This window comes from Mesorhizobium sp. GW821-FHT04C10 (assembly GCF_059420305.1).
Map to the genome: position 1 here is coordinate 5,121,759 of NZ_JBWKTL010000001.1, position 19,609 is coordinate 5,141,367.

General features: G+C 64.0%; 16 protein-coding genes. 8 read left to right on the top strand and 8 right to left on the bottom strand.

Annotation, left to right across the window (positions count from 1 at the left end; all coding sequences use genetic code 11):
* The first annotated feature begins 11 nt into the window (after window positions 1-11).
* Genes AC07UC_RS24990 through AC07UC_RS25015 form a run of 6 tightly spaced genes read left to right on the top strand, consistent with a single transcriptional unit; the run spans window position 12 to window position 6,370 of the window.
* Window positions 12-524, top strand: coding sequence for a (2Fe-2S)-binding protein (locus AC07UC_RS24990; protein ID WP_172351029.1), 513 nt, complete (start codon window positions 12-14; stop codon window positions 522-524).
* Entirely contained in the window at window positions 521-2,941 is a 2,421-nt protein-coding gene (locus tag AC07UC_RS24995; protein ID WP_202323048.1) for an aerobic carbon-monoxide dehydrogenase large subunit, read from the top strand. The genes AC07UC_RS24990 and AC07UC_RS24995 overlap by 4 nt, the downstream gene beginning before the upstream one ends.
* A gap of 8 nt (window positions 2,942-2,949) precedes the next feature.
* The gene (locus tag AC07UC_RS25000) at window positions 2,950-3,834 is read left to right on the top strand and encodes an AAA family ATPase (RefSeq protein ID WP_494907730.1); all 885 of its coding nucleotides are present in this window, start codon (window positions 2,950-2,952) and stop codon (window positions 3,832-3,834) included.
* Window positions 3,831-5,039 (top strand): vWA domain-containing protein, encoded by a 1,209-nt coding sequence (locus tag AC07UC_RS25005; protein ID WP_494907731.1) that lies wholly within the window; start codon window positions 3,831-3,833, stop codon window positions 5,037-5,039. Before AC07UC_RS25000 ends, AC07UC_RS25005 begins: the two co-directional genes overlap by 4 nt.
* A 20-nt stretch (window positions 5,040-5,059) precedes the next feature.
* A complete protein-coding gene (locus tag AC07UC_RS25010; protein WP_494907732.1) occupies window positions 5,060-5,908 on the top strand; it encodes an XdhC family protein in 849 nt (282 codons plus the stop codon).
* 3 nt (window positions 5,909-5,911) lie between these two features.
* On the top strand, window positions 5,912-6,370 hold the full coding sequence (locus AC07UC_RS25015) for an SRPBCC family protein (RefSeq protein WP_494907733.1): 459 nt from the start codon (window positions 5,912-5,914) through the stop codon (window positions 6,368-6,370).
* A gap of 53 nt (window positions 6,371-6,423) precedes the next feature.
* Here the strand turns inward: AC07UC_RS25015 and AC07UC_RS25020 are convergent, their stop codons facing one another.
* From AC07UC_RS25020 to AC07UC_RS25040, 5 genes are all read right to left on the bottom strand, one after another.
* Window positions 6,424-7,308, bottom strand: coding sequence for a patatin-like phospholipase family protein (locus AC07UC_RS25020; protein ID WP_140768134.1), 885 nt, complete (start codon window positions 7,306-7,308; stop codon window positions 6,424-6,426).
* On the bottom strand, window positions 7,305-8,627 hold the full coding sequence (locus AC07UC_RS25025; RefSeq protein WP_494907734.1) for a M16 family metallopeptidase: 1,323 nt from the start codon (window positions 8,625-8,627) through the stop codon (window positions 7,305-7,307). Before AC07UC_RS25025 ends, AC07UC_RS25020 begins: the two co-directional genes overlap by 4 nt.
* A gap of 200 nt (window positions 8,628-8,827) precedes the next feature.
* Window positions 8,828-10,180, bottom strand: coding sequence for a M16 family metallopeptidase (locus tag AC07UC_RS25030; RefSeq protein WP_202323054.1), 1,353 nt, complete (start codon window positions 10,178-10,180; stop codon window positions 8,828-8,830).
* Window positions 10,181-10,309: 129 nt separating this feature from the next.
* Window positions 10,310-10,864 carry a 16S rRNA (guanine(966)-N(2))-methyltransferase RsmD gene (gene rsmD / locus AC07UC_RS25035; protein ID WP_494907735.1) on the bottom strand — a complete coding sequence of 185 codons (555 nt, stop codon included), beginning with the start codon at window positions 10,862-10,864 and terminating at the stop codon, window positions 10,310-10,312.
* Window positions 10,861-12,927, bottom strand: coding sequence for a pseudouridine synthase (locus tag AC07UC_RS25040; RefSeq protein WP_494907736.1), 2,067 nt, complete (start codon window positions 12,925-12,927; stop codon window positions 10,861-10,863). Before AC07UC_RS25040 ends, rsmD begins: the two co-directional genes overlap by 4 nt.
* 241 nt (window positions 12,928-13,168) lie before the next feature.
* On the opposite strand from AC07UC_RS25040, the gene AC07UC_RS25045 reads away from it, so the two are divergent.
* Window positions 13,169-13,618, top strand: coding sequence for a nucleoside deaminase (locus tag AC07UC_RS25045; RefSeq protein WP_494907737.1), 450 nt, complete (start codon window positions 13,169-13,171; stop codon window positions 13,616-13,618).
* Between the two features lie 164 nt (window positions 13,619-13,782).
* Here the strand turns inward: AC07UC_RS25045 and AC07UC_RS25050 are convergent, their stop codons facing one another.
* The 3 genes from AC07UC_RS25050 to AC07UC_RS25060 all read right to left on the bottom strand — a co-directional run bounded on the left by AC07UC_RS25050 (window position 13,783) and on the right by AC07UC_RS25060 (window position 18,837).
* The gene (locus AC07UC_RS25050) at window positions 13,783-14,457 is read right to left on the bottom strand and encodes a hypothetical protein (RefSeq protein ID WP_494907738.1); all 675 of its coding nucleotides are present in this window, start codon (window positions 14,455-14,457) and stop codon (window positions 13,783-13,785) included.
* Between the two features lie 281 nt (window positions 14,458-14,738).
* Window positions 14,739-17,735 carry an isoleucine--tRNA ligase gene (ileS, locus tag AC07UC_RS25055; protein ID WP_494907739.1) on the bottom strand — a complete coding sequence of 999 codons (2,997 nt, stop codon included), beginning with the start codon at window positions 17,733-17,735 and terminating at the stop codon, window positions 14,739-14,741.
* A 289-nt stretch (window positions 17,736-18,024) separates the two neighbouring features.
* The gene (locus AC07UC_RS25060) at window positions 18,025-18,837 is read right to left on the bottom strand and encodes a MipA/OmpV family protein (protein WP_172351041.1); all 813 of its coding nucleotides are present in this window, start codon (window positions 18,835-18,837) and stop codon (window positions 18,025-18,027) included.
* A 188-nt stretch (window positions 18,838-19,025) separates the two neighbouring features.
* Between AC07UC_RS25060 and AC07UC_RS25065 the strand changes: the two genes are divergently transcribed.
* Window positions 19,026-19,580 (top strand): HdeD family acid-resistance protein, encoded by a 555-nt coding sequence (locus AC07UC_RS25065; RefSeq protein WP_140768150.1) that lies wholly within the window; start codon window positions 19,026-19,028, stop codon window positions 19,578-19,580.
* Window positions 19,581-19,609: the final 29 nt, after the last annotated feature.

The window sequence follows — 19,609 nt, forward strand, 5'->3', positions numbered from 1 at the left end:
AGGAGACCCAGATGGCAACCCAGGCAAGGAAAACCCAGGTCAGCATGAAGGTGAACGGTGTCGAGGTCGACGGCCTCGTCGAGCCGCGTACCCTGCTCGTTCATTTCATCCGCGAAAACCTGCAACTCACCGGAACCCATATCGGCTGCGAAACGACGCATTGCGGCGCCTGTACGGTGGATCTCAACGGCATGTCGGTGAAGAGCTGCACGATCTTTGCCGTGCAGGCCGACGGCGCCGAGATCACCACGGTGGAGGGCATTGCCAATGCGGACGGCACGCTGGCGGCTTTGCAGGAAGGCTTCAGGCAGATGCACGGACTGCAATGCGGCTTCTGCACTCCGGGTATGATCGTGCGCGCGCACCGGCTTCTGCAGGAGAACCCGAACCCCACTGAAGAAGAAATCCGTTTCGGCATCGCGGGCAATCTGTGCCGCTGCACCGGCTACCAGAACATCGTCAGGGCAATCCAGTACGCAGCCGCCAAGATCAACGGCACGGAATTCCAGGAGGCAGCGGAATGAACGACATGACCCCCACGCGCGAACAGCGCGAAGCGAAACTGGAAGGCATGGGCTGCAAGAGGAAGCGGGTCGAAGACATCCGCTTCACACAAGGCCGGGGCAACTATGTCGACGACATCAAGCTGCCCGGCATGCTGCATGGCGACTTCGTGCGCTCCCCACACGCCCATGCCCGCGTCAAGTCGATCAACGCCGAGAAGGCGCTCAAAATCCCCGGCGTGCTCGCCGTGATCACGGCAGAGACGCTGAAGACCGTGAATCTGGCCTGGATGCCGACGCTGGCGGGCGATGTGCAGATGGTGCTGGCCGACGGCAAGGTCCTGTTCCAGAACCAGGAAGTCGCTTTCGTCGTCGCCACCGACCGCTACACCGCAGACGACGGCATCAATGCCGTGGAGGTCGAGTATGAGGCGTTGCCGCCGCTGGTCGATCCGTTCAAGGCGATGGACACCGATGCGCCCGTGCTGCGCGAGGATCTTGCCGGCAAGACGACCGGTGCGCATGGCCCGCGCAAGCACCACAACCATATCTTCGAATGGACGGTGGGCGACAAGGATCTCACCGACGCCGCCTTCCGCAAGGCGGAGGTGACGATCAAGGAGATGATCTCCTACCATCGCACCCACCCGTCGCCGCTCGAAACCTGCCAGTGCCTCTGCTCCTTCGACAAGGTGAAGGGCGAACTGACCATCTACGGCACGTTCCAGGCGCCGCACGTCATCCGCACCGTGGTGGCGCTGATCGCCAAGATTCCGGAACACAAGATCCATGTCATCGCGCCCGACATCGGCGGCGGCTTCGGCAACAAGGTCGGCGCCTATCCCGGCTATATCTGCGCGGCGGTGGCATCGATCGTGACGGGCAAACCTGTCAAATGGGTCGAGGACCGTATCGAGAACCTGACTGCGACCTCCTTTGCCCGCGACTACCACATGACGACGGAGATCGCGGCGACCAAGGAAGGCAAGGTCACCGGGCTGCGCGTCCACGTGCTGGCCGATCACGGCGCCTTCGACGCCTGCGCCGATCCGTCGAAATGGCCCGCCGGCTTCTTCAACATCGTCACCGGTTCCTACGACTTCCCGGTGGCGCATCTGGCAGTCGACGGCGTCTACACCAACAAGGCGCCGGGCGGTGTCGCCTATCGCTGCTCGTTCCGGGTGACGGAAGCCGCCTACTGCATCGAGCGGGGCATGGATATCCTTGCCCAGAAGCTCGGCATGGACCCAGCGGAGTTGCGGCTCAAGAACTTCATCAAGCCGGAGCAGTTCCCATACCATTCCGCGCTCGGCTGGGAATATGATTCCGGCGACTACCACACCGCCATGAAGAAGATGATGGAGACGGTCGACTACGCCGGGCTGCGCAAGGAACAGGCCGCCAGGCGCGAAGCGTTCAAGCGCGGCGAGACGCGCGAGATCATGGGCCTCGGCGTCTCCTTCTTCACCGAGATCGTCGGCGCCGGCCCGTCGAAGAACTGCGACATCCTCGGCATCGCCATGTTCGATTCCTGCGAGATCAGGCTGCACCCGACCGGCGCCGGCATCGCGCGGGTTGGGACCAAGAGCCAGGGCCAGGGTCACGAGACGACGTGGGCTCAGATCATCGCGACCGAGATCGGCATTCCGGCCGACGACATCATGGTCGAGGAAGGCAATACCGACACCGCGCCTTACGGACTGGGCACCTACGGCTCGCGCTCGACGCCGGTGGCGGGCGCCGCCATCGCCATGGCCGCGCGCAAGATCAAGGCCAAGGCGCAGATGATCGCCGCCTACAAGCTCGAGGTCCATGAAGACGATCTCGAATGGGACATCGACGGCTTCCGGGTAAAGGGACTGCCGGAGAAATTCCTCGGCATGAAGGACATCTGCTGGATCGCCTACAATTCCCCACCGCCCGGCATGGAGCCCGGGCTGGAAGCGGTGAGCTATTACGATCCGCCCAACATGACCTATCCGTTCGGGGCCTATATCTGCGTCATGGATATCGACGTCGACACGGGAGTCTACAAAGTCCGCCGCTTCTACGCTCTTGACGATTGCGGCACGCGCATCAACCCGATGATCATCGAGGGCCAGGTGCATGGCGGACTGACCGAGGCCTTCGCCATCGCCATGGGCCAGGAGATCGCCTATGACGAGGCCGGCAACGTCACCACCGGCTCGTTCATGGATTTCTTCATTCCGACCGCGGTCGAAACGCCGCGCTGGGAAACCGACTTCACCGTGACGCCATCGCCGCATCATCCGATCGGCGCCAAGGGCGTCGGCGAAAGCCCCAATGTCGGCGGCGTGCCGGCCTTTTCCAACGCCGTCAACGACGCTTTCTCGTTCCTCGGCTCCACGCACATCCAGATGCCGCATGACTACTGGCGCAACTGGCGGGTGGCGAAGCAGCTGGGGGCGGTGGGGTAGTCCTTCCCATGGCCCTCCCCCGCGACGAGATCGCCGGCCGCCTTGCCGCGGCAGGCTACATTGCCGACGCCGAACTGGCGACCGCCATCGGCATCATGCAGTTGCTCAAACGGCCGCTGCTGCTGGAGGGCGAGGCGGGCGTCGGCAAGACCGAGGTCGCCAAGGCGCTGGCCTTCGTGCACGACACGGAACTGATCCGCCTGCAGTGCTACGAGGGCCTCGACCAATCGGCGGCGCTCTACGAATGGAACTATCAGCGCCAGTTGCTTGCCATCGAGGCGCACAAGGCCGGCACCGACCGCAACGCCGACACGATCGAGGACAGGATATTCTCCGAAAAATACCTGCTTGAGCGGCCGCTGCTGGCCGCCATCCGGAGGAAAAAGCCGCCGGTGCTGCTGATCGACGAGGTCGATCGCGCCGACGAGGAATTCGAAGCTTTTCTTCTCGAACTGCTTTCCGATTTTCAGATCTCGATCCCTGAACTCGGCACCATCACGGCCATATCCGTTCCGCACGTCGTGCTGACCTCGAACGGCACCCGCGAACTGTCCGATGCACTGCGCCGGCGCTGCCTCTACCACTATGTCGACTATCCCGACGTCGATCGCGAGGCACGCATCATCATGGCGCGAATCCCGCAGGCAGGCGCCGCGCTCTCGCTGCAGATCGCCCGCATGGTCGAAAGCATCCGCAAGGAGGAATTGCGCAAGGTGCCGGGCATCGCGGAAACGCTCGACTGGGCCGCGGCGCTTGTCGGCCTCGATGTGACGGACTTGCACGAGAAGCCCGAAAACGTGCACGAGACGCTGATCTGCCTGATGAAAACCCGGGAGGACAGCGCGCGCATGACGCGTGAGGTCACGCAGCGCATGTTGGGAAGAGTGGCATGAGTTGCTGCGGCACCCCTCCGACCCTCGACGAGATGGACGAGGTCTCGCGCCTCGTCTCGCGCAAACTCTCGGCCTTCCTTGCCACGCTGCGCGGCGCCGCCTTCGCGGTGGGGGCGCGTGAAGGCCAGGATGCCGCGGCGCTGCTTGCCGCTGGCTACGGGAAAAAGCCCGGCCTGCTACGCTCCGCCTTCAAGCATCTGTTCTCGGCCCGCAAGGCCGACTGGGAGAAATTCGACGGCATCTTCGATGCGTTCTGGCTGAAGAAGCGCGTGCGTTCGCGCATTGCCGCTTCAGGCAGGCCCGCCAACGCCAACAATCCGTCGGTGAAGTCGCTTCAGGACGGCCAGGACAAGCAGAAGGGTGACGAGGCGTTCGACCAGATCGCCTCCGGCGGCGAGGCGAGCGCCGAGGAACGGTCCGGCGAAGGACGCGCCGAGGGCGCCTCGCGGACGGAAACCATCGCCGAAACCGATTTCCGCAAACTCTCCGACCCCGCCGACATCGCCGAGGCGCATGCCATCGCCGAACGGTTGGCGCGTCTCATGCGCACAAGGCTGACGCGGCGCGACCTCGCGCGTCGGCGCGGCTACCGGCTCGACCTCCGGCGCACCATCCATCGCAACATCAGCCATGGCGGCGTGCCAGTCAGCCTAGTCAGGCGGCAGCGCAAGCAAAAGCCGCTGCGGCTGGTGATCCTGCTCGACGCGTCGGGTTCGATGAGCATGTATACCGGCGCCTTCCTGCGGTTCATCCACGGCGTCCTCGACGCCTTCCGCGAAGCCGACGCCTTCCTGTTCCACACCAGGCTTGCCCATGTCTCCGACGCCATGAAGGAGAAGGATGCGGCGCGCGCGCTCGACCGTCTGTCGATGATGGCCCAGGGCGCTGGTGGCGGCACGAGGATCGGAGAGAGCCTGCAGACCTTCAACCGCTGGCACGCCGCCCGCGTCATCCATTCACGCACCTGTGTGATGATCGTCTCGGACGGCTACGAGACCGGCGACGCAGCCCTGCTCGGCCGCGAGATGGAGCAGCTTGGGCGACGTTGCCGGCGCATCGTCTGGCTGAACCCGATGATGGGCTGGGACGGCTACGCGCCGGAGGCCGCCGGCATCAAGGCAGCGCTGCCGCATGTCGATCTGTTCGCGCCGGCGCATACGCTGAAGAGCTTGGCCGCGCTCGAACCCTATTTGAGCAAACTGTGACGGAGACGGGAGGTTTTGCCATGAACGCTCATGTCGATGTGCTCGATATCGTATCGCGCCTGAAGGCGGCCGAAGAGCCCTTTGTGCTCGCCACCGTGGTGCGCACCGTGTCGGTGACGGCGGCCAAGGCGGGCGCCAAGGCCGTGATCCGTCCGGACGGCCGCATCGAGGCCGGCTGGATCGGTGGCGGCTGCGCACGCGGGGCCACGCTCAAGGCGGCGCGCGAGGCGCTGGCCGACGGGCAGTCGCGGCTGATCTCGATTCAACCGGAAAATCTTCTGGAGGAACTGGGCGTGCACGCGGGCGACGATCGTGACGGGATAAAATTCGCCAGGAACATGTGCCCGTCCAAGGGCACGATGGACATCTTCGTGGAGCCGGTGCTGCCGCGCCCGTCGCTTGTCGTGCTGGGTTCCAGCCCGGTGGCGCTGGCACTGATCGAGCAGGCGAGGCCTCTCGGCTACCACGTCACGCTGGCATCGCCGATGGCGGACCTGTCCGCCATGCCCGACGCGGATCTGCTCGTCGACGGATTTCGGGCCGAAGCACATCATGGCGCAAGACGCTTCGTCGTCGTTTCCACGCAAGGTAAAGGCGATGAGGCGGCACTGAAAGCGGCGCTCGGCATGGATGCCGACTACCGCGGCTTCGTCGGCAGCCGCCGCAAGATCGCGGCGTTGCGCGAAAAACTGATAGCCGACGGCGTCTCGCCTGTGGCGCTGGACGGCATCAAGGCGCCGGCCGGACTCGACCTCGGCGCCATCACACCCGAGGAGATCGCCTTGTCGATCCTCGCCGAAATCACACAACGCCGCCGCGAAGGACAGCGCTCTACGGCGGCACATCAATCCGCAGCAGAAAAGGCATAGACGATGGACATGAACGGGCAAGAGCGCATCGAGGCGCCAATCGACGCGGTATGGCGAGCGCTGAACGATCCGGAGACGCTGCGTGCCTGCATTCCGGGCTGCGAGACGCTGGAGAAGACGTCGGATACCGACATGACCGCGACCGTCGTGCTGCGGGTCGGACCGATCAAGGCGCGTTTCGAAGGCACGGTGGAACTGACCAATCTCAACCCGCCGCGCTCTTACACAATCTCCGGAGAGGGCAAGGGCGGCATTGCCGGCTTCGCGAAGGGCGGGGCCGATGTCTCGCTGGCCGAGGATGGGCCAAATGCCACGATCCTCTCCTACACGGTCAAGGCCGATGTCGGCGGCAAGATCGCCCAACTCGGTAGCCGGCTGATCGATTCGACCTCGCGCAAGCTTGCCGGCCAGTTCTTCACCAATCTCGGCAGCCAGATGACCGGGCAACCGATCTCGGCCTGACAAGGCAGAAGGAAAAGCTGCCAGCTCGGCATCCGCCGGTGCACGCGACTATTTCAGGGTGCAAGGCGTCGGCTTGAAGACGGTTGTCGTTTCGGGCGGATGACACGCTTCTCACGCGCCTCCACCACCCTCTCCAGCTCCCGCTTGAGCTGATCCTTGATATCAGCCGTCTCGCTCATCAGGGCGTCGATCTTCAGGAAATCGAGCACGCGGTATTTTGATACTGCCGGGCGGACCAGTATGTCGGGGCGGCATTGTTGCAGCTTGTTGGCGATGATCGACTGCATCATCAGCTGCGTGGCGCCGAACATCAGGTCGACCGAGGTGGGCTGCTTGCGGTCGACCTCTTCCGGCGCGCCGACGACGTCGACGCCGATGATGATGTCGGCGTCATTCTCGATCAGATCGAATGGCACGGGATTGTAGATGCCGCCGTCGATCAGCAGCCTGCCGTCGCGCATCACCGGGCGGAACACGGCGGGAATGGCCGCCGAAGCGGCCAGCGCGGAATGCAGGTCGCCATCCGCGAACACCGCCAGCTTGTGGCCGAAGTAATCGGTCGCCGTCACCTTCAACGGGATTTTCAACTCGGCGAAGGTTTCGGGGATGGCCTCGGGCAGAAACGCCTTCAGGATTCGCTCGACATTGAACTGGCTGACACGGATGCCGTTCTGCATGGCTTCCGCGATCGTGCCCGGACGAGCGCGCCACATGCGGCTCGCCACCTCGGCGCGCCGGCCGAGGATCGAGCGGGCATAGTCGCGGATATCCTTGCCGGTCATGCCCGCGGCCATGCCGGCGCCCATGATGGCACCGATCGATGAACCGGCGATCGTCACCGGCTTGATACCGAGTTCGTCCAGCACCTCGATGACATGGATATGCGCCAGCCCGCGCGCGCCGCCGCCGCCGAAAGCTATGCCGAAGGTGGGGCTCATCCCTTGCCGGCCCCCGCCAGCGGAGGCCCGACCACCATGATGGTCGGCTCGGCCGTCAGCAGCTTCTGCGCAGCCGCCTTGACCTGGTCGAGCGTCACCGCGTTGATGTAGCCGGCGCGGCGCTGCATATAGTCGATGCCGAGATCGTCGAGCTGCAATTCGACCAGCGTCGCGGCGATGGAACTCGATGAGTCCAGATTGTTGATGGCATAGGCGCCGATGAGATATTTCTTGGTCGCCGCGAGTTCTACTTCGGTCGGACCGTTCTCGGCCAGCTGCTTGACGACATCGCGCACGATACCGAGCGTCTCGGCCGCGCGGTCGGAGCGCGTTCCGGTGGTGACAATCAGTGCGTTGGCGTGGTCCTGGTTGACCAGCGAAGAGTTGACGCCATAGGCCAGCCCGCGCTTTTCGCGCACCTCCTGGAACAGGCGCGAGGTGAAGGTGCCGCCGCCGAGGATCTCGTTCATCAGCACCGCCGGGAAGAAATCCGCCGACTTGCGCTTCACGCCGGGCCAGGCGAGCTGCAGCGAGGTCTGCGGCAAGTCGTAATTGACTTCCAGATGCTGCGCCAATTTGGGCTCGATATCGGCGACAGGCGCGAGCGCCTGGTTCTGCGGCAGGTCGCCGAACACCATGTCGAGCTTCTTCTTCAGCGTCTCGGCGTCGATGGCGCCGACCACGGCGATATGCAGGCCGCTGCGCGCGAACACCGCCTTGTGCAGGGCCTTCAGATCATCCCGCGTGATGGCCGCGATGCTCTGCCTGGTGCCCTGGTCCGAGCGCGAATAGGGATGGTCGCCATAGATGGCGCGCGCCCATTTGTTCTGCGCCATCGTGTCGGGGTCGTTCTCGTTGGCGATGATGCCGGACAGGATCTGGGCGCGGATGCGATCGATCGGCGCCTGGTCGAAGCGCGGCTCGTTGACCGCCAGCCGCAACAGGTCGAACGCCTCGTCGCGCTGCTCGGCCAGCATGCGCATCGAACCATAGACGCCGTCGCGGCTCTCGTCGAAGCTCATCTCGGCTCCGGCATCGTCGAGCTTGATCTGGAAGGCTTCCGAATCGAGAGGCCCGGCACCCTCGTCGAACAGGCCGGTCATCAGATTGGCCAATCCTTCCTTGCCCACCGGATCCTGCGTCGAGCCGCCGCCGAAGACGAAACGAACGGCGACGACCGGTACGGAATAATCCTCCACCAGCCAGGCCGTGACGCCCTTCGACGAGGTGACGGACTGGATTTCCATGGCGCGGGCGGCAAGCGCCGGCAGGACCAGGAAGAGGATGGTGAGGAAGAGGGTTGCGAGCGCGGTGGCCACGCGCGGTCTTCCCTTCTCGCCTTGTGGGAGAAGGTGGCCTCGCGAAGCGAGGTCGGATGAGGGGTGTTCCAGCTTGGCGAGGACGGCACTCCGTGGCGCACCCCTCATCCGTCTCGGCGCTACGCGCCGATCCACCTTCTCCCACAAGGGGAGAAGGGAAGGCGCTTTCACCGCCTCGCGCATATGCATAGAGTTCATCATCAATTCCCCGCCTGTTGCTGCGGCAAGAGATAGCCGGTGGTCGAGCGAGCCAGCACCAGATAGCGTGCGGCGACGGCCTTGACCTCGTCGGCCGTGACCTTTCGGATACGGTCCGGCCATTGCTGGACATCCTGCACATTGCCGCCGGTGGCGAGCGTCGAGCCATACATTTCGGCCATGGAGTCCTGTTTGTCGCGGGTAAAGACCATCGACCTGATATAGCGGTCCTTGGCCTTTTCAAGCTCGTCGGATGTGACGCCATCGCTGATGATACGCGCCACCTCGGCATCGACCGCGGCCTCGACGTCGGCCAGCTTGGCGTCGCCGCGCGGCGCGCCATAGACGGTGAAATTGGTATCGTCGAGCATGGTGCCCTGGAAATACGCACCGGCATTGGACGCGATGCCCTGCTTGACCACAAGCGCCTGGTAGAGCCGGCTGCGGTTGCCGCCGCCAAGGATTTCGGCAAGCAGGTCAAGCGCCTCGGCCTCGCCCGCCTTGGCGGTGTGGTAGGACGGCACCACCCATTGCGTCGAGAAACTCGGCACGCTGACGCGGGCGTCGGAGAGTGTGACGGTGCGCTTGGTGTTCTGCTCCGGCTCGACCGGGCGCACGCGCGGCGGCAGGTCCGGGCCGCGCGCCACCTTGCCATAGGTCTTCTCAGCCAGCGCCCTCACCGTCTCCGGTTCGACATCGCCGGCCACGATCAGCACGGCATTGTTGGGCCGGTAGTATTTGTCATAGAAGGCGGTGGCGTCGGTGCGGTTCAGCTGTTCCATCTCCTGCATCCAGCCGATGACCGGAATGCGATAGGGCTGGTTCTGCCACAGCGTGGCATCGACTTCCTCGTCGAGCACCGCCTGCGGATTGTTGTCGATGCGCGAACGGCGTTCCTCGAGGATGACATCGCGCTCGGTCTTGATGACATCATCTGTGAGGATGAGGTTGCGCATCCGGTCCGCCTCGAAGCCCATCATCTGCTCGAGCGCCGACGGCGCCACCGTCTCGTGGAACGCGGTGTAGTCGTAGGAAGTGAAGGCGTTGTTGGAGCCGCCAATGTCGGAGACGGCGCGGTCGAACTCGCCGGCCGCGTGATTTGTCGTCGCCTTGAACATCAGATGCTCGAAGAAATGGGCGATGCCGGATTTGCCTGGCGGCTCGTCGGCGCTGCCGATCTTGTACCACACCATGTGAGTGACGATCGGCGCGCGATGGTCGGGAATGACGACCACTTCCATGCCGTTGTCGAGCAGGAAGTTGGTGACCGTGCCATCATCGGCTGCAACGGCGGGGCTGATCAGTGCCAGAGCGGTCGTCAGCAGCATTGCGCGCAGCCATTCAGGACGTTTCATCGATGGCTCCGGTTGTCATGGCGGGGACGATAGGCGGGGTTGCCAGTCGAGGCAAAGCGAATTTGTTCGTCATTTTGAAGGCACTCGGCCTACCCGTTGCCTTCGGAAGGGATCACAAGCGCGGGTGTATCAGACAGCCTCGATGAAACGGATGACGGTTTCGCCGTAATTGCGCTCATCCAGCACGGAAAAGCCCAGGCCTGGTTCGAAGGGAACCACCGCCGTCTCCTCGACCACGCACAGCGCGCCGGGGCGCAGCCAGCCGCCGGCTTTCGCCGACCGCAAGGCAAGCTCGCCAAGGCCCTTGCCGTAGGGCGGATCGGCGAAGACGAGGCCAAACGGCGCCAGCGTGCCCGCCTCGCCAAGGCCTGTCGCATCGCGACGAAAAATCTTGGTGCGGCCGGTCAGGCCGAAGGCCTCGACATTGTCGCGGATCAGGCCACGGCCTTCGGCCGATTCCTCGATGAAGACACCATAGGATGCCCCGCGCGATAGCGCCTCCAGACCCAGCGCGCCGGTTCCAGCGAACAGGTCGAGCACGCGCGCACTTTCCAAGTGTTCGGCAAAACGATGCGCCAGCACGTTGAAGACGGCCTCGCGGGTCCGGTCGGTCGTCGGACGGATGGCGCTGCTGCGAGGCGTCGCCAGTGGACGCCCGCGAAACTCACCGCCGACGATTCTCATCTTGTCCGGGGACCCTTGGGGCCACCGCGCGGCCGCTCACCGCCGCCGGCGCCGCCAGGACGCTCGCCACGCGGCTTGCCGAACGGCTTTGCGCCTGCCGGTTTGCCGCCGGGTTTGCCATAGGACGGTTTGAACGACGCCTTGCGCGCCTTGGCGTCGGCCGCCTTGGCGGCATCGGCTTCCGCCCTGCCCTTGCCGATCGGCCGGGCACCAGGCGCCATCCAGACATTGGCCTTGCGCTGGCCGGGCGGCTCGATCTGCCGCTGCTCGCGCTCGGATTTCTTGCCGCCACGAGGTTTGTCGCCGAAGCCACCGCGCGGCTTGTCGCCAAAACTGCCGCGTGGCTTGTCACCAAAGCCACCACGCTCTGGCCTCGGACCACGCTCGCCAAAGCTCTTTTCCGGCCTCTCGCTTCTGTCGGGGCTTGTCGACAGTTTGCCGAGCGCCTCGTCGCGGCTGCCTTCCCGGCGCTTGCGGTTCTTGATCAGCCCGCCCTCGCCGATCGGCCGGCGCTCGCCATCACGCGTGAATTTCGGCCGTTCGGGTTCCGGCTCGCGAACTTCAGTGCGCCGCACCGGCTTGTTGGAAAAGGGTTTTGCTATCTCGGCGTCGAAATTGGCGCCGGATTCCTCCACCAGGCGTTCGCCAAGCTGGTCGCGCAGCACGCGGCCCTTGATCTCCAGCACGTGACCTTCGGCAAGGTCCTCGAGCTGGAACGGACCATAGGAGATGCGGATCAGCCGCGTCACGTCGAGGCCGAGCGCGCCGAGGATGTTCTTCACTTCCCGGTTCTTGCCTTCGCGCAGGCCGATCGTCAGCCAGGCATTGGAGCCCTGCTCCCGGTCGAGGCTGGCTTCGATGGCGCCATAGAACACGCCGTCGACGGCAATGCCTTCGCGCAGGCCGGCAAGCGCGCTCTCCTCGACCTTGCCGTGGACGCGCACACGGTAGCGGCGCAGCCAGCCGGTGGCCGGCAGTTCGAGCACGCGCGACAGGCCACCATCATTGGTGAGCAGCAGCAGGCCTTCAGTGTTGATGTCGAGCCGGCCAATGGTCATCAGCCGCGGCAATTCGGCCGGCAGCACGTCGAAGACGGTCTTGCGGCCCTCGGGATCGCGGTTGGTGGTAACGACGCCAGCCGGCTTGTGAAACAGGAACAGGCGTGTGCGTTCGATCGGCGGGATCTCCATGCCGTCGAGATGGATAATGTCGCCAGGCATGACATTGAACGCCGGCGAAGACAGCGCCCGGCCATTGACCTTGACGCGGCCGGCGGCGATCAGCTCTTCGGCATCGCGGCGCGAGGCAAGTCCGGCGCGCGCCAGCCGCTTGGCGATGCGTTCGCCGGCCTCTTCCGTGGCCTCGGCGGGACGCGGTCGCGGCTTGAAGCCGCCTGAAGCCCCTTGCGGCCGATCACTGAAGTCGCGCTTGGGACGATCGCTGAAGTCGCGCTTCGGACGGTCAGAAAAGTCACGCTTTGGACGATCGCCGAAATCACGCTTCGGGCGGTCGAAACGCTTTTCGCCACCCTCTGCCGAAGCGGCAACCGGACGGTCGCCACGCGGCGCGTAGGGTTTGCGCGGCCCTTCACGTTTTTCATACGGCTTGCGTTCGCCTTCGGCCGCCATCGGACGGTCGCCGCGCGGCGCGTAGGGCTTGCGCGGCCCTTCACGCTTCTCGTAGGGCTTGCGTTCGCCTTCAGCCGCCATCGGACGGTCGCCGCGCGGGGCGTAAGGCTTGCGCGGTCCTTCACGCTTCTCATACGGCTTGCGTTCGCCTTCAGCCGCCATCGGACGGTCGCCGCGCGGCGCGTAGGGCTTGCGCGGTCCTTCGCGCTTCTCATACGGCTTGCCCGCTGGGCGCGGCCCCTTGCTGAACGGCTTGTCGCCGCCCTTGAGGTCACGCTTCGGGCGCTCGCCCTCGGCGGCCATCGGACGATCGCCGCGCGGCGCGTAGGGTTTCTTGGCGCCAAAGGATGGCTTGCCGCCCCTGTCGCCTCGCGGAGCCGCGGGTTTCTTGCCCGGACCTTTTTGGCGCGGAGATTTCTTGTCGTTGTCGTCCATGTGGCCTTTGTCCGTTTGCGCTGCTACAGCGTGGCGCATCCTTTCGGGCGCGCAACGAACGCTGTAGCACTTTGATTTGGCGCATGATCTTTTCTGAAAATCGAGTCCGATTTTCAGGCTGATGCGCTCAATAACAGGATCATCAGAGTTTGTCAGGGAAAAGTGGAGACCGGTTTTTCCGGCAAGACGAACGAAAATCAAAAGTCTGGAGTGGCGAGGAGATAATCGGAATGGAAACCGCGTGAAGCGGCCGGATTTCATGGCGGCGGCGCTTAAGGAGGCCGAAGCGGCAGCCTTGCGCGGCGAAGTGCCGGTCGGCGCCGTCATCGCCACGGGCAACACAATCGTGGCCAGTGCCGGCAACCGTACCCGCGAACTGGCGGACCCGACTGCGCATGCCGAGATGCTGGTCATCCGCGAAGCGTGTGGGAAACTCGCAAGCGAGCGGCTTACCGGCCACGATCTCTATGTGACGCTGGAACCGTGCGCCATGTGTGCAGGCGCCATTTCCTTCGCCAGGTTGCGCCGTCTCTATTTCGGTGCCGCTGACGAAAAGGGCGGTGCGGTCGTGAACGGCGTGCGCTTCTTCGCCTCGCCGACCTGTCATCACACGCCCGACATCTATCCGGGTATGGGAGAGACCCAAGCGGCCCTGCTGCTCAAGGAATTTTTCAGGGACCGTCGCGACTGATCCCACGCCACGCCGTCCGAAAAGGCAGCACGGGCGTTCTCAGAGCATTTCACCGTTTCACGGAAACGGTGAAATGCTCCAACTCTTTGTTTCGAAGCAATTGCCTAGGGAAGGCGCTACGCGCTTTTCCCGGGAAAACCGTTCACACTTTTCCTGGAATTGCTCTACAGCGACGGCAGCCAGTCGAACCAGCCGCCCTTCTTGCCTTCCGCCTGTTTCTTCAAACGGCGTTCCTTCTTGTATTCGTCCTCGCCGATTTCGTTCTGTGGCGCGGTGTCCGATGCGACACGGTAGGCCAAGGGCGGCTCGCTCAAATACTTGCGCGTGTTCGGATCGCCCTGCTTGCTCTCGGCGAGACGGCGCTGGATTTCAGCGGCGCGACCCTTGTCGGAATCAGCAGGCGACCAAGCCGGCGGGTGGCTGGAGCCAGACTCTTCCATAGCCTTTTTCACCGCGGCCGGATCCGTCTGCACATCGTCAACGATCTCCGCCTGGTAGTTCGGATCGTTCTGGTGGGCGGTGGCGTCAGCACGCAAGCGCGCGCGGCGCTGCTCGGGCGATTCGGGCCATTCGGCGCTTGCCGTCATGCTGTCCTGCGGTGCAGGCAGGGCTTCCTTCTGTCCGGGAGCGGGCTTTACCAAGGTGGGGCGCGGCTTGTAGTCGATCGGGTCCCTGCGCTTCGGCGCGAAGGAAACGGCGCCGGTGAGATCGCCGGCGAGCTGTTCGGCGGCAGTCTTGTCGGTGCCATAGGTCGGAGATCCCATGCAGCCGGACAAAGCGAGGCCCGATGCGACAAGCGGCGCCAGCAGCGCGAGGCGCGCGTTATATCTCTCGGTCATGCCAAAAAGTCCCACTCTAGACAGCCTCTCGATCGCCACCGGTCTTGATGTCCGGCCCCCATCGTCCAAGCACTTGCGACGGAAATCCGGCGACAATTTGTCTTCCGGAGTTTCGCGTGTTTACCTCAACCGCTCGTTAAGGGCAACGCACGGGCGGATCCGCGCCGCCCGGCGTGGCATTTGTGCACCGATATGCCGCGCATTCCGGCCACGCGTGCCGTGATCCCGAAACCGCCGCACCCTCGGGCCAGGCCCGAGGGTGCGGTTTTGGGCGACATGCATCAGAGCCGGCCGAGCGCCTGCAGCTCATGCAGCACGGCAGCGTCGCGCGCCGAGACATCGGGAAATGCAGCATCCTGGCCGACATCGGCCGTGTAGCGCCAGGAACGCGCGCATTTGACCAGGCCGCGATCCTCGGCCTTCTCGACCACCACGGCAACGCCCTTGACGTCGTCGAGCGTGAAGGCACCGTCCGGCGCCTGGCCATGGGCAATGACGAGATCGCTGGTGATCGCCATCTCTGCCATGTCGACGTCCGATATGGCAGCCTCAAGCGCAGCGTCGTTGATCGTGACCACCGGCACCGCCTCGAGCGAGGAGCCGATCACCTTCTGCGCCCGCGCAATCTCCAGCGCGCCGGTGACGACACGGCGGACCTGCCGCACCTTGCGCCATTTTTCCGCCAGCGCGTCATTCTTCCAATCCGCCGGGATTTCCGGGAACTGGTCGAGATGCAACGAAACGGCATCAGGATGCCGGTCGAGCCAGGCCTCTTCCATGGTGAAGGGCAGCATCGGCGCCAGCCATTTCACCAGGCAGTCGAAGAGATTGCGCACCACCTGCACCGAGGCCTTGCGCCTCACGCTCGACGGCGCGTCGCAGTAAAGCGCGTCCTTGCGGATGTCGAAATAGAAGGCCGACAGTTCGACCACCATGAAATCGAGCAATGCACGGGTGATGCGCTTGAATTCGAAGGCGTCGTAGCCCTGGCGCACCACCTCGTCCAGTTCGGCCAGCCGATGCAGCATCAGCCGTTCGAGCTCCGGCATTTCTTCCAGCGGCACCGCCTCGCCATCGTCATGGGCGAGCGTGCCCAGCATCCAGCGAATGGTGTTGCGCAATTTGCGGTAGGCGTCGATGTTGGTCTGCAGCACGTTCTTGCCGAGCCGCTGGTCTTCCCAATAATCCGTCGTCACCACCCACAGGCGCAGAATGTCGGCGCCGGATTGCTTGATCACGTCCTGCGGCACCACGGTGTTGCCGAGCGATTTCGACATCTTGCGCCCGTCCTCGTCCATGGTGAAGCCATGGGTGACGACGGTGTCGTAAGGCGCCCTGCCCCTGGTGCCGCAGCTTTCGAGCAGCGAGGAGTGGAACCAGCCGCGATGCTGGTCGGAACCTTCGAGATAGACGTCGGCCGGCCATTTCAGGTCGGGACGGTCCTCCAGCGTGAAGACGTGCGTCGAGCCCGAATCAAACCAGACATCGAGGATGTCCATCACCTGCTTCCAACGGGAGGCGTCGTGATTGCCGAGGAAACGCTCCTTGGCGCCGGCGGCGAACCAGGCGTCGGCGCCTTCCTTCTCGAAGGCATCCATGATGCGCTGGTTGACGGCCTCGTCCTTCAGCACATTGCCGTCCTCATCGGCGAATACGGCGATCGGCACGCCCCAGGCGCGCTGGCGCGACAGCACCCAGTCGGGGCGCTCCTCGATCATGGCACGGATGCGGTTCTGGCCGGCAGCCGGCACGAAGCGCGTGTCGTCGATGGCCTTCAACGCGCGGCTGCGCAGCGTCGAGCCGTCGCCGAGGTCCTTGTCCATGTAGACGAACCATTGCGGTGTGTTGCGGAAGATGACCGGCTTCTTCGACCGCCAGGAATGCGGATAGGAGTGCTTCAGCCGGCCGCGCGCGAACAAAGCGTTGCGCTTGATCAGCTCGTCGATGACCGCCTGGTTGGCGTTGCCCTTCTTGCCATTGTCGTCGATGACGCGTGCCGGTCCGCCTTCGCGATCCGGGCCAAAGCCCGGCGCGTCCTTGGTCAGGAAGCCGGCGTCGTCGACGGTAAACGGGATCGCTGTATCGACGCCGCGCGCGCGCAGTCCGGGCGCCGCATCCATCCAGGCGTCGAAATCCTCGCGACCATGGCCGGGCGCCGTGTGGACGAAACCGGTGCCGGCATCGTCGGTGACATGGTCGCCGGCAAGCATCGGCACGGGGAATTCGTAGCCGCCGCCGAGGCCCTTGAGGGGGTGCGAAAGCACAAGATTTCCAAGCTGTTCGGTGCTGATCCCGTGAAGGCGCTTCAAGGTCACCTTGGCCTTGGCCTGGCTTTCCTCGGCCAGGGCGTCGGCAAAGATCAGCTTCTCACCCGGTTGCGGACCAAACGCATTCTCGGCCGCTGTCACCTCGTAGAGCCCGTAGGCGACGCGCGGCGAATAGTTGACGGCGCGATTGCCCGGGATGGTCCAAGGCGTCGTCGTCCAGATGACGACATGTGCATCCAGCAAATCCAGCGACCGCCCGCTCAGATCCGGATTGAGTTCCGCCGGCTGCCCGTCCACGACACTGGCAACGACAAGATTGGCGACAGGAAACTTCACCCAGATCGTATCGGACTCGTAGTCCTGGTATTCGATCTCTGCCTCGGCCAATGCGGTGCGCTCGACGACGCTCCACATCACCGGCTTCGAGCCACGATAGAGCTGGCCCGACATGGCGAATTTCAACAGCTCGCCGGCGATGCGCGACTCGGCGTGGAAGGCCATCGTTGTATAGGGATTCTTGAAGTCGCCGACGACGCCGAGCCGCTGGAATTCCGCACCCTGCACAGAGATCCAGTGCGCGGCGAATTCACGGCATTCCTGGCGGAATTCGTTGACCGGCACCTCGTCCTTGTTCTTGCCCTTGGCGCGATACTGCTCCTCGATCTTCCACTCGATGGGAAGGCCGTGGCAGTCCCAGCCAGGCACGTAGTTCGAGTCATAGCCGCGCATCTGGAACGAGCGGGTGATGACATCCTTGAGGATCTTGTTCAGCGCGTGCCCGATATGGATGTTGCCGTTGGCGTAGGGCGGGCCGTCATGCAGCACGTATTTCGTGCGGCCGGCGGCACTCTCGCGCAGCTTGCGGTAGAGGTCCATGTCCTGCCAGCGCTTGACCAGCACCGGCTCCTTCTCGGGCAAGCCGGCGCGCATCGGGAAATCCGTCTGCGGCAAGTAAAGCGTCTTGGAATAGTCGATCGTCTCGGCCTTGTCGGCGGTAGGGGTATCGGTCATTGATCTGCCATCTCAATTGCCCGGCGGCGGGAAAGCCCCGGGGCTTGAAGTCTTTGGTTGATGCATATCGTTTTCCCAAAACCGGACCCACTTTTGGGCGATATGCGTCGATGTTCTGGAAAAAGCGCGAGGGTGCGCGCAAAAGTCCCGGCGGCTCCGGCGGCGCTCAGGCCGCCCGGAACACCGGGCCGGTAATTCGTATCGTCAGCACACGAAAGCGCGAAAAGCTCGTCATTGGTGGGCTTTTAGCGGAGATAGGCGCAGGAATAAAGCGTCTCGTTCGATTCGCCTACATCTTGAAGTCGAAGCGATAGGTGGTCGACACACCGACCATGAACTGGTTGCGATCGCCGCGCTCCCTGACCAGGCTGGAATCGGCCGCCGGACCCTCCAGGCGCGAATATTCGCCGAACAGGCTGGCGGTCATCGGATCGGTTACCTTCCAGGTCACCGCGCCGCCGAGGCCGACGGATTTCAGGCCACCACCAGGATTATACTGGCTCAGGCCCGAGGCCACGGCTTCCTGCGCGTTGACGCCGTAATAGGCGTCGAAATAGTTGGCCGAGGCAAAGGACACGCGCGGGCCACCCGAAATCCTGACGGTTGGCGTCACATCGTAGAAGGCGTCGGCGGCGATATCGGCGACAAAGCCATTATGGGCACGGATGCCGTGCCGCAATTCGGCGCGCGCGCGCATCCAGTCCGTCGGATAGAATTCGAAAAAGCCGCCGACTTCACCACCCCAACGGACCGGATCCAGGCCCTTGAGCTCGTCGGCATCGCCGTCGTCGCGCGAAAACAGGAACTTGCCGGTCAAACCGGCGCGAACGCCGCCGTCGTCGACAAGCGCCAGCGAGATGTTGTCGTTGCGCGAGGTGAAGCGTGCCTGGGGACCGGCCTTGCCCAAAGAGATGATGGGCTGGGCGCTAAGCATGTATTTCTTGCCGCCCTCGAAATTCGGCGCAACCAGGCCAGTGGCGCCAACCGTCAGATACCAGTCGCCGGACAGCCAGCCGAAAGCGCCGTCGCCGGCCTCGGCCGCGCCCGATGTGGCCAGCATGACGGTAGCCAAGGCTGCAGAAATCTTTCCGAACGGACTCATGGCTACTCCACTAACACGATACAACTGCCCTTCGGCGACAGCTTTGACGAGGCTTTGGTAAAATTTGATTTAAAGCAGAGACATAAGCCTCGCATTGCTTGCATCATCCGATCCGCTCTCGGCTGGACGCCGGTCGGCCCCAAGGGTAACTTCGTTTTATTCTGGCAGTCCTCAACGGAGGTGGCGACATGACACTGCACGGCGATACACTGAAGAACGCGATCGGCCAGACGCGAGCAAAGTGGGGATGGTTTGTCGGTCTGGGCGTATTGCTGTTGATCCTCGGCGGCATTGCCTTCGGCAATTTGTTCATCGCCACTGTGGCTTCCGTCTACGTCGTCGGCTGGCTGATGCTGGTGGCCGGCATCATCGAGATCATGCATGCTTTCGGGGTCAAGACCTGGGGGCGCTTCTTCTACTGGCTGCTCAGCGGCCTGCTTTACGCGGTCGCCGGGTTTTTCGCTTTCGACAATCCGCTGCTGGCCTCGGCGGTGCTGACCTTCCTGCTGGCCGTCGCGCTCGTCGCGTCCGGCGCGCTGCGGGCATGGGTCGGCTTCAGTCACCGTCCGGAACAAGGCTGGGGCTGGATTGTCGCGGCAGGCGCCATCAGCGTGCTTGCCGGCCTGATCATCGCCATGGGTTGGCCGGTCAACAGCGTGTGGGTGCTCGGACTGTTCCTGGCGATCGACCTGATCTTCCAGGGCTGGACCTTCATCGCCGTCGGCCTGGCGCTGAAAAAGTAAAGTAGAGCCTTCCCGGGCACGGTCTTGCG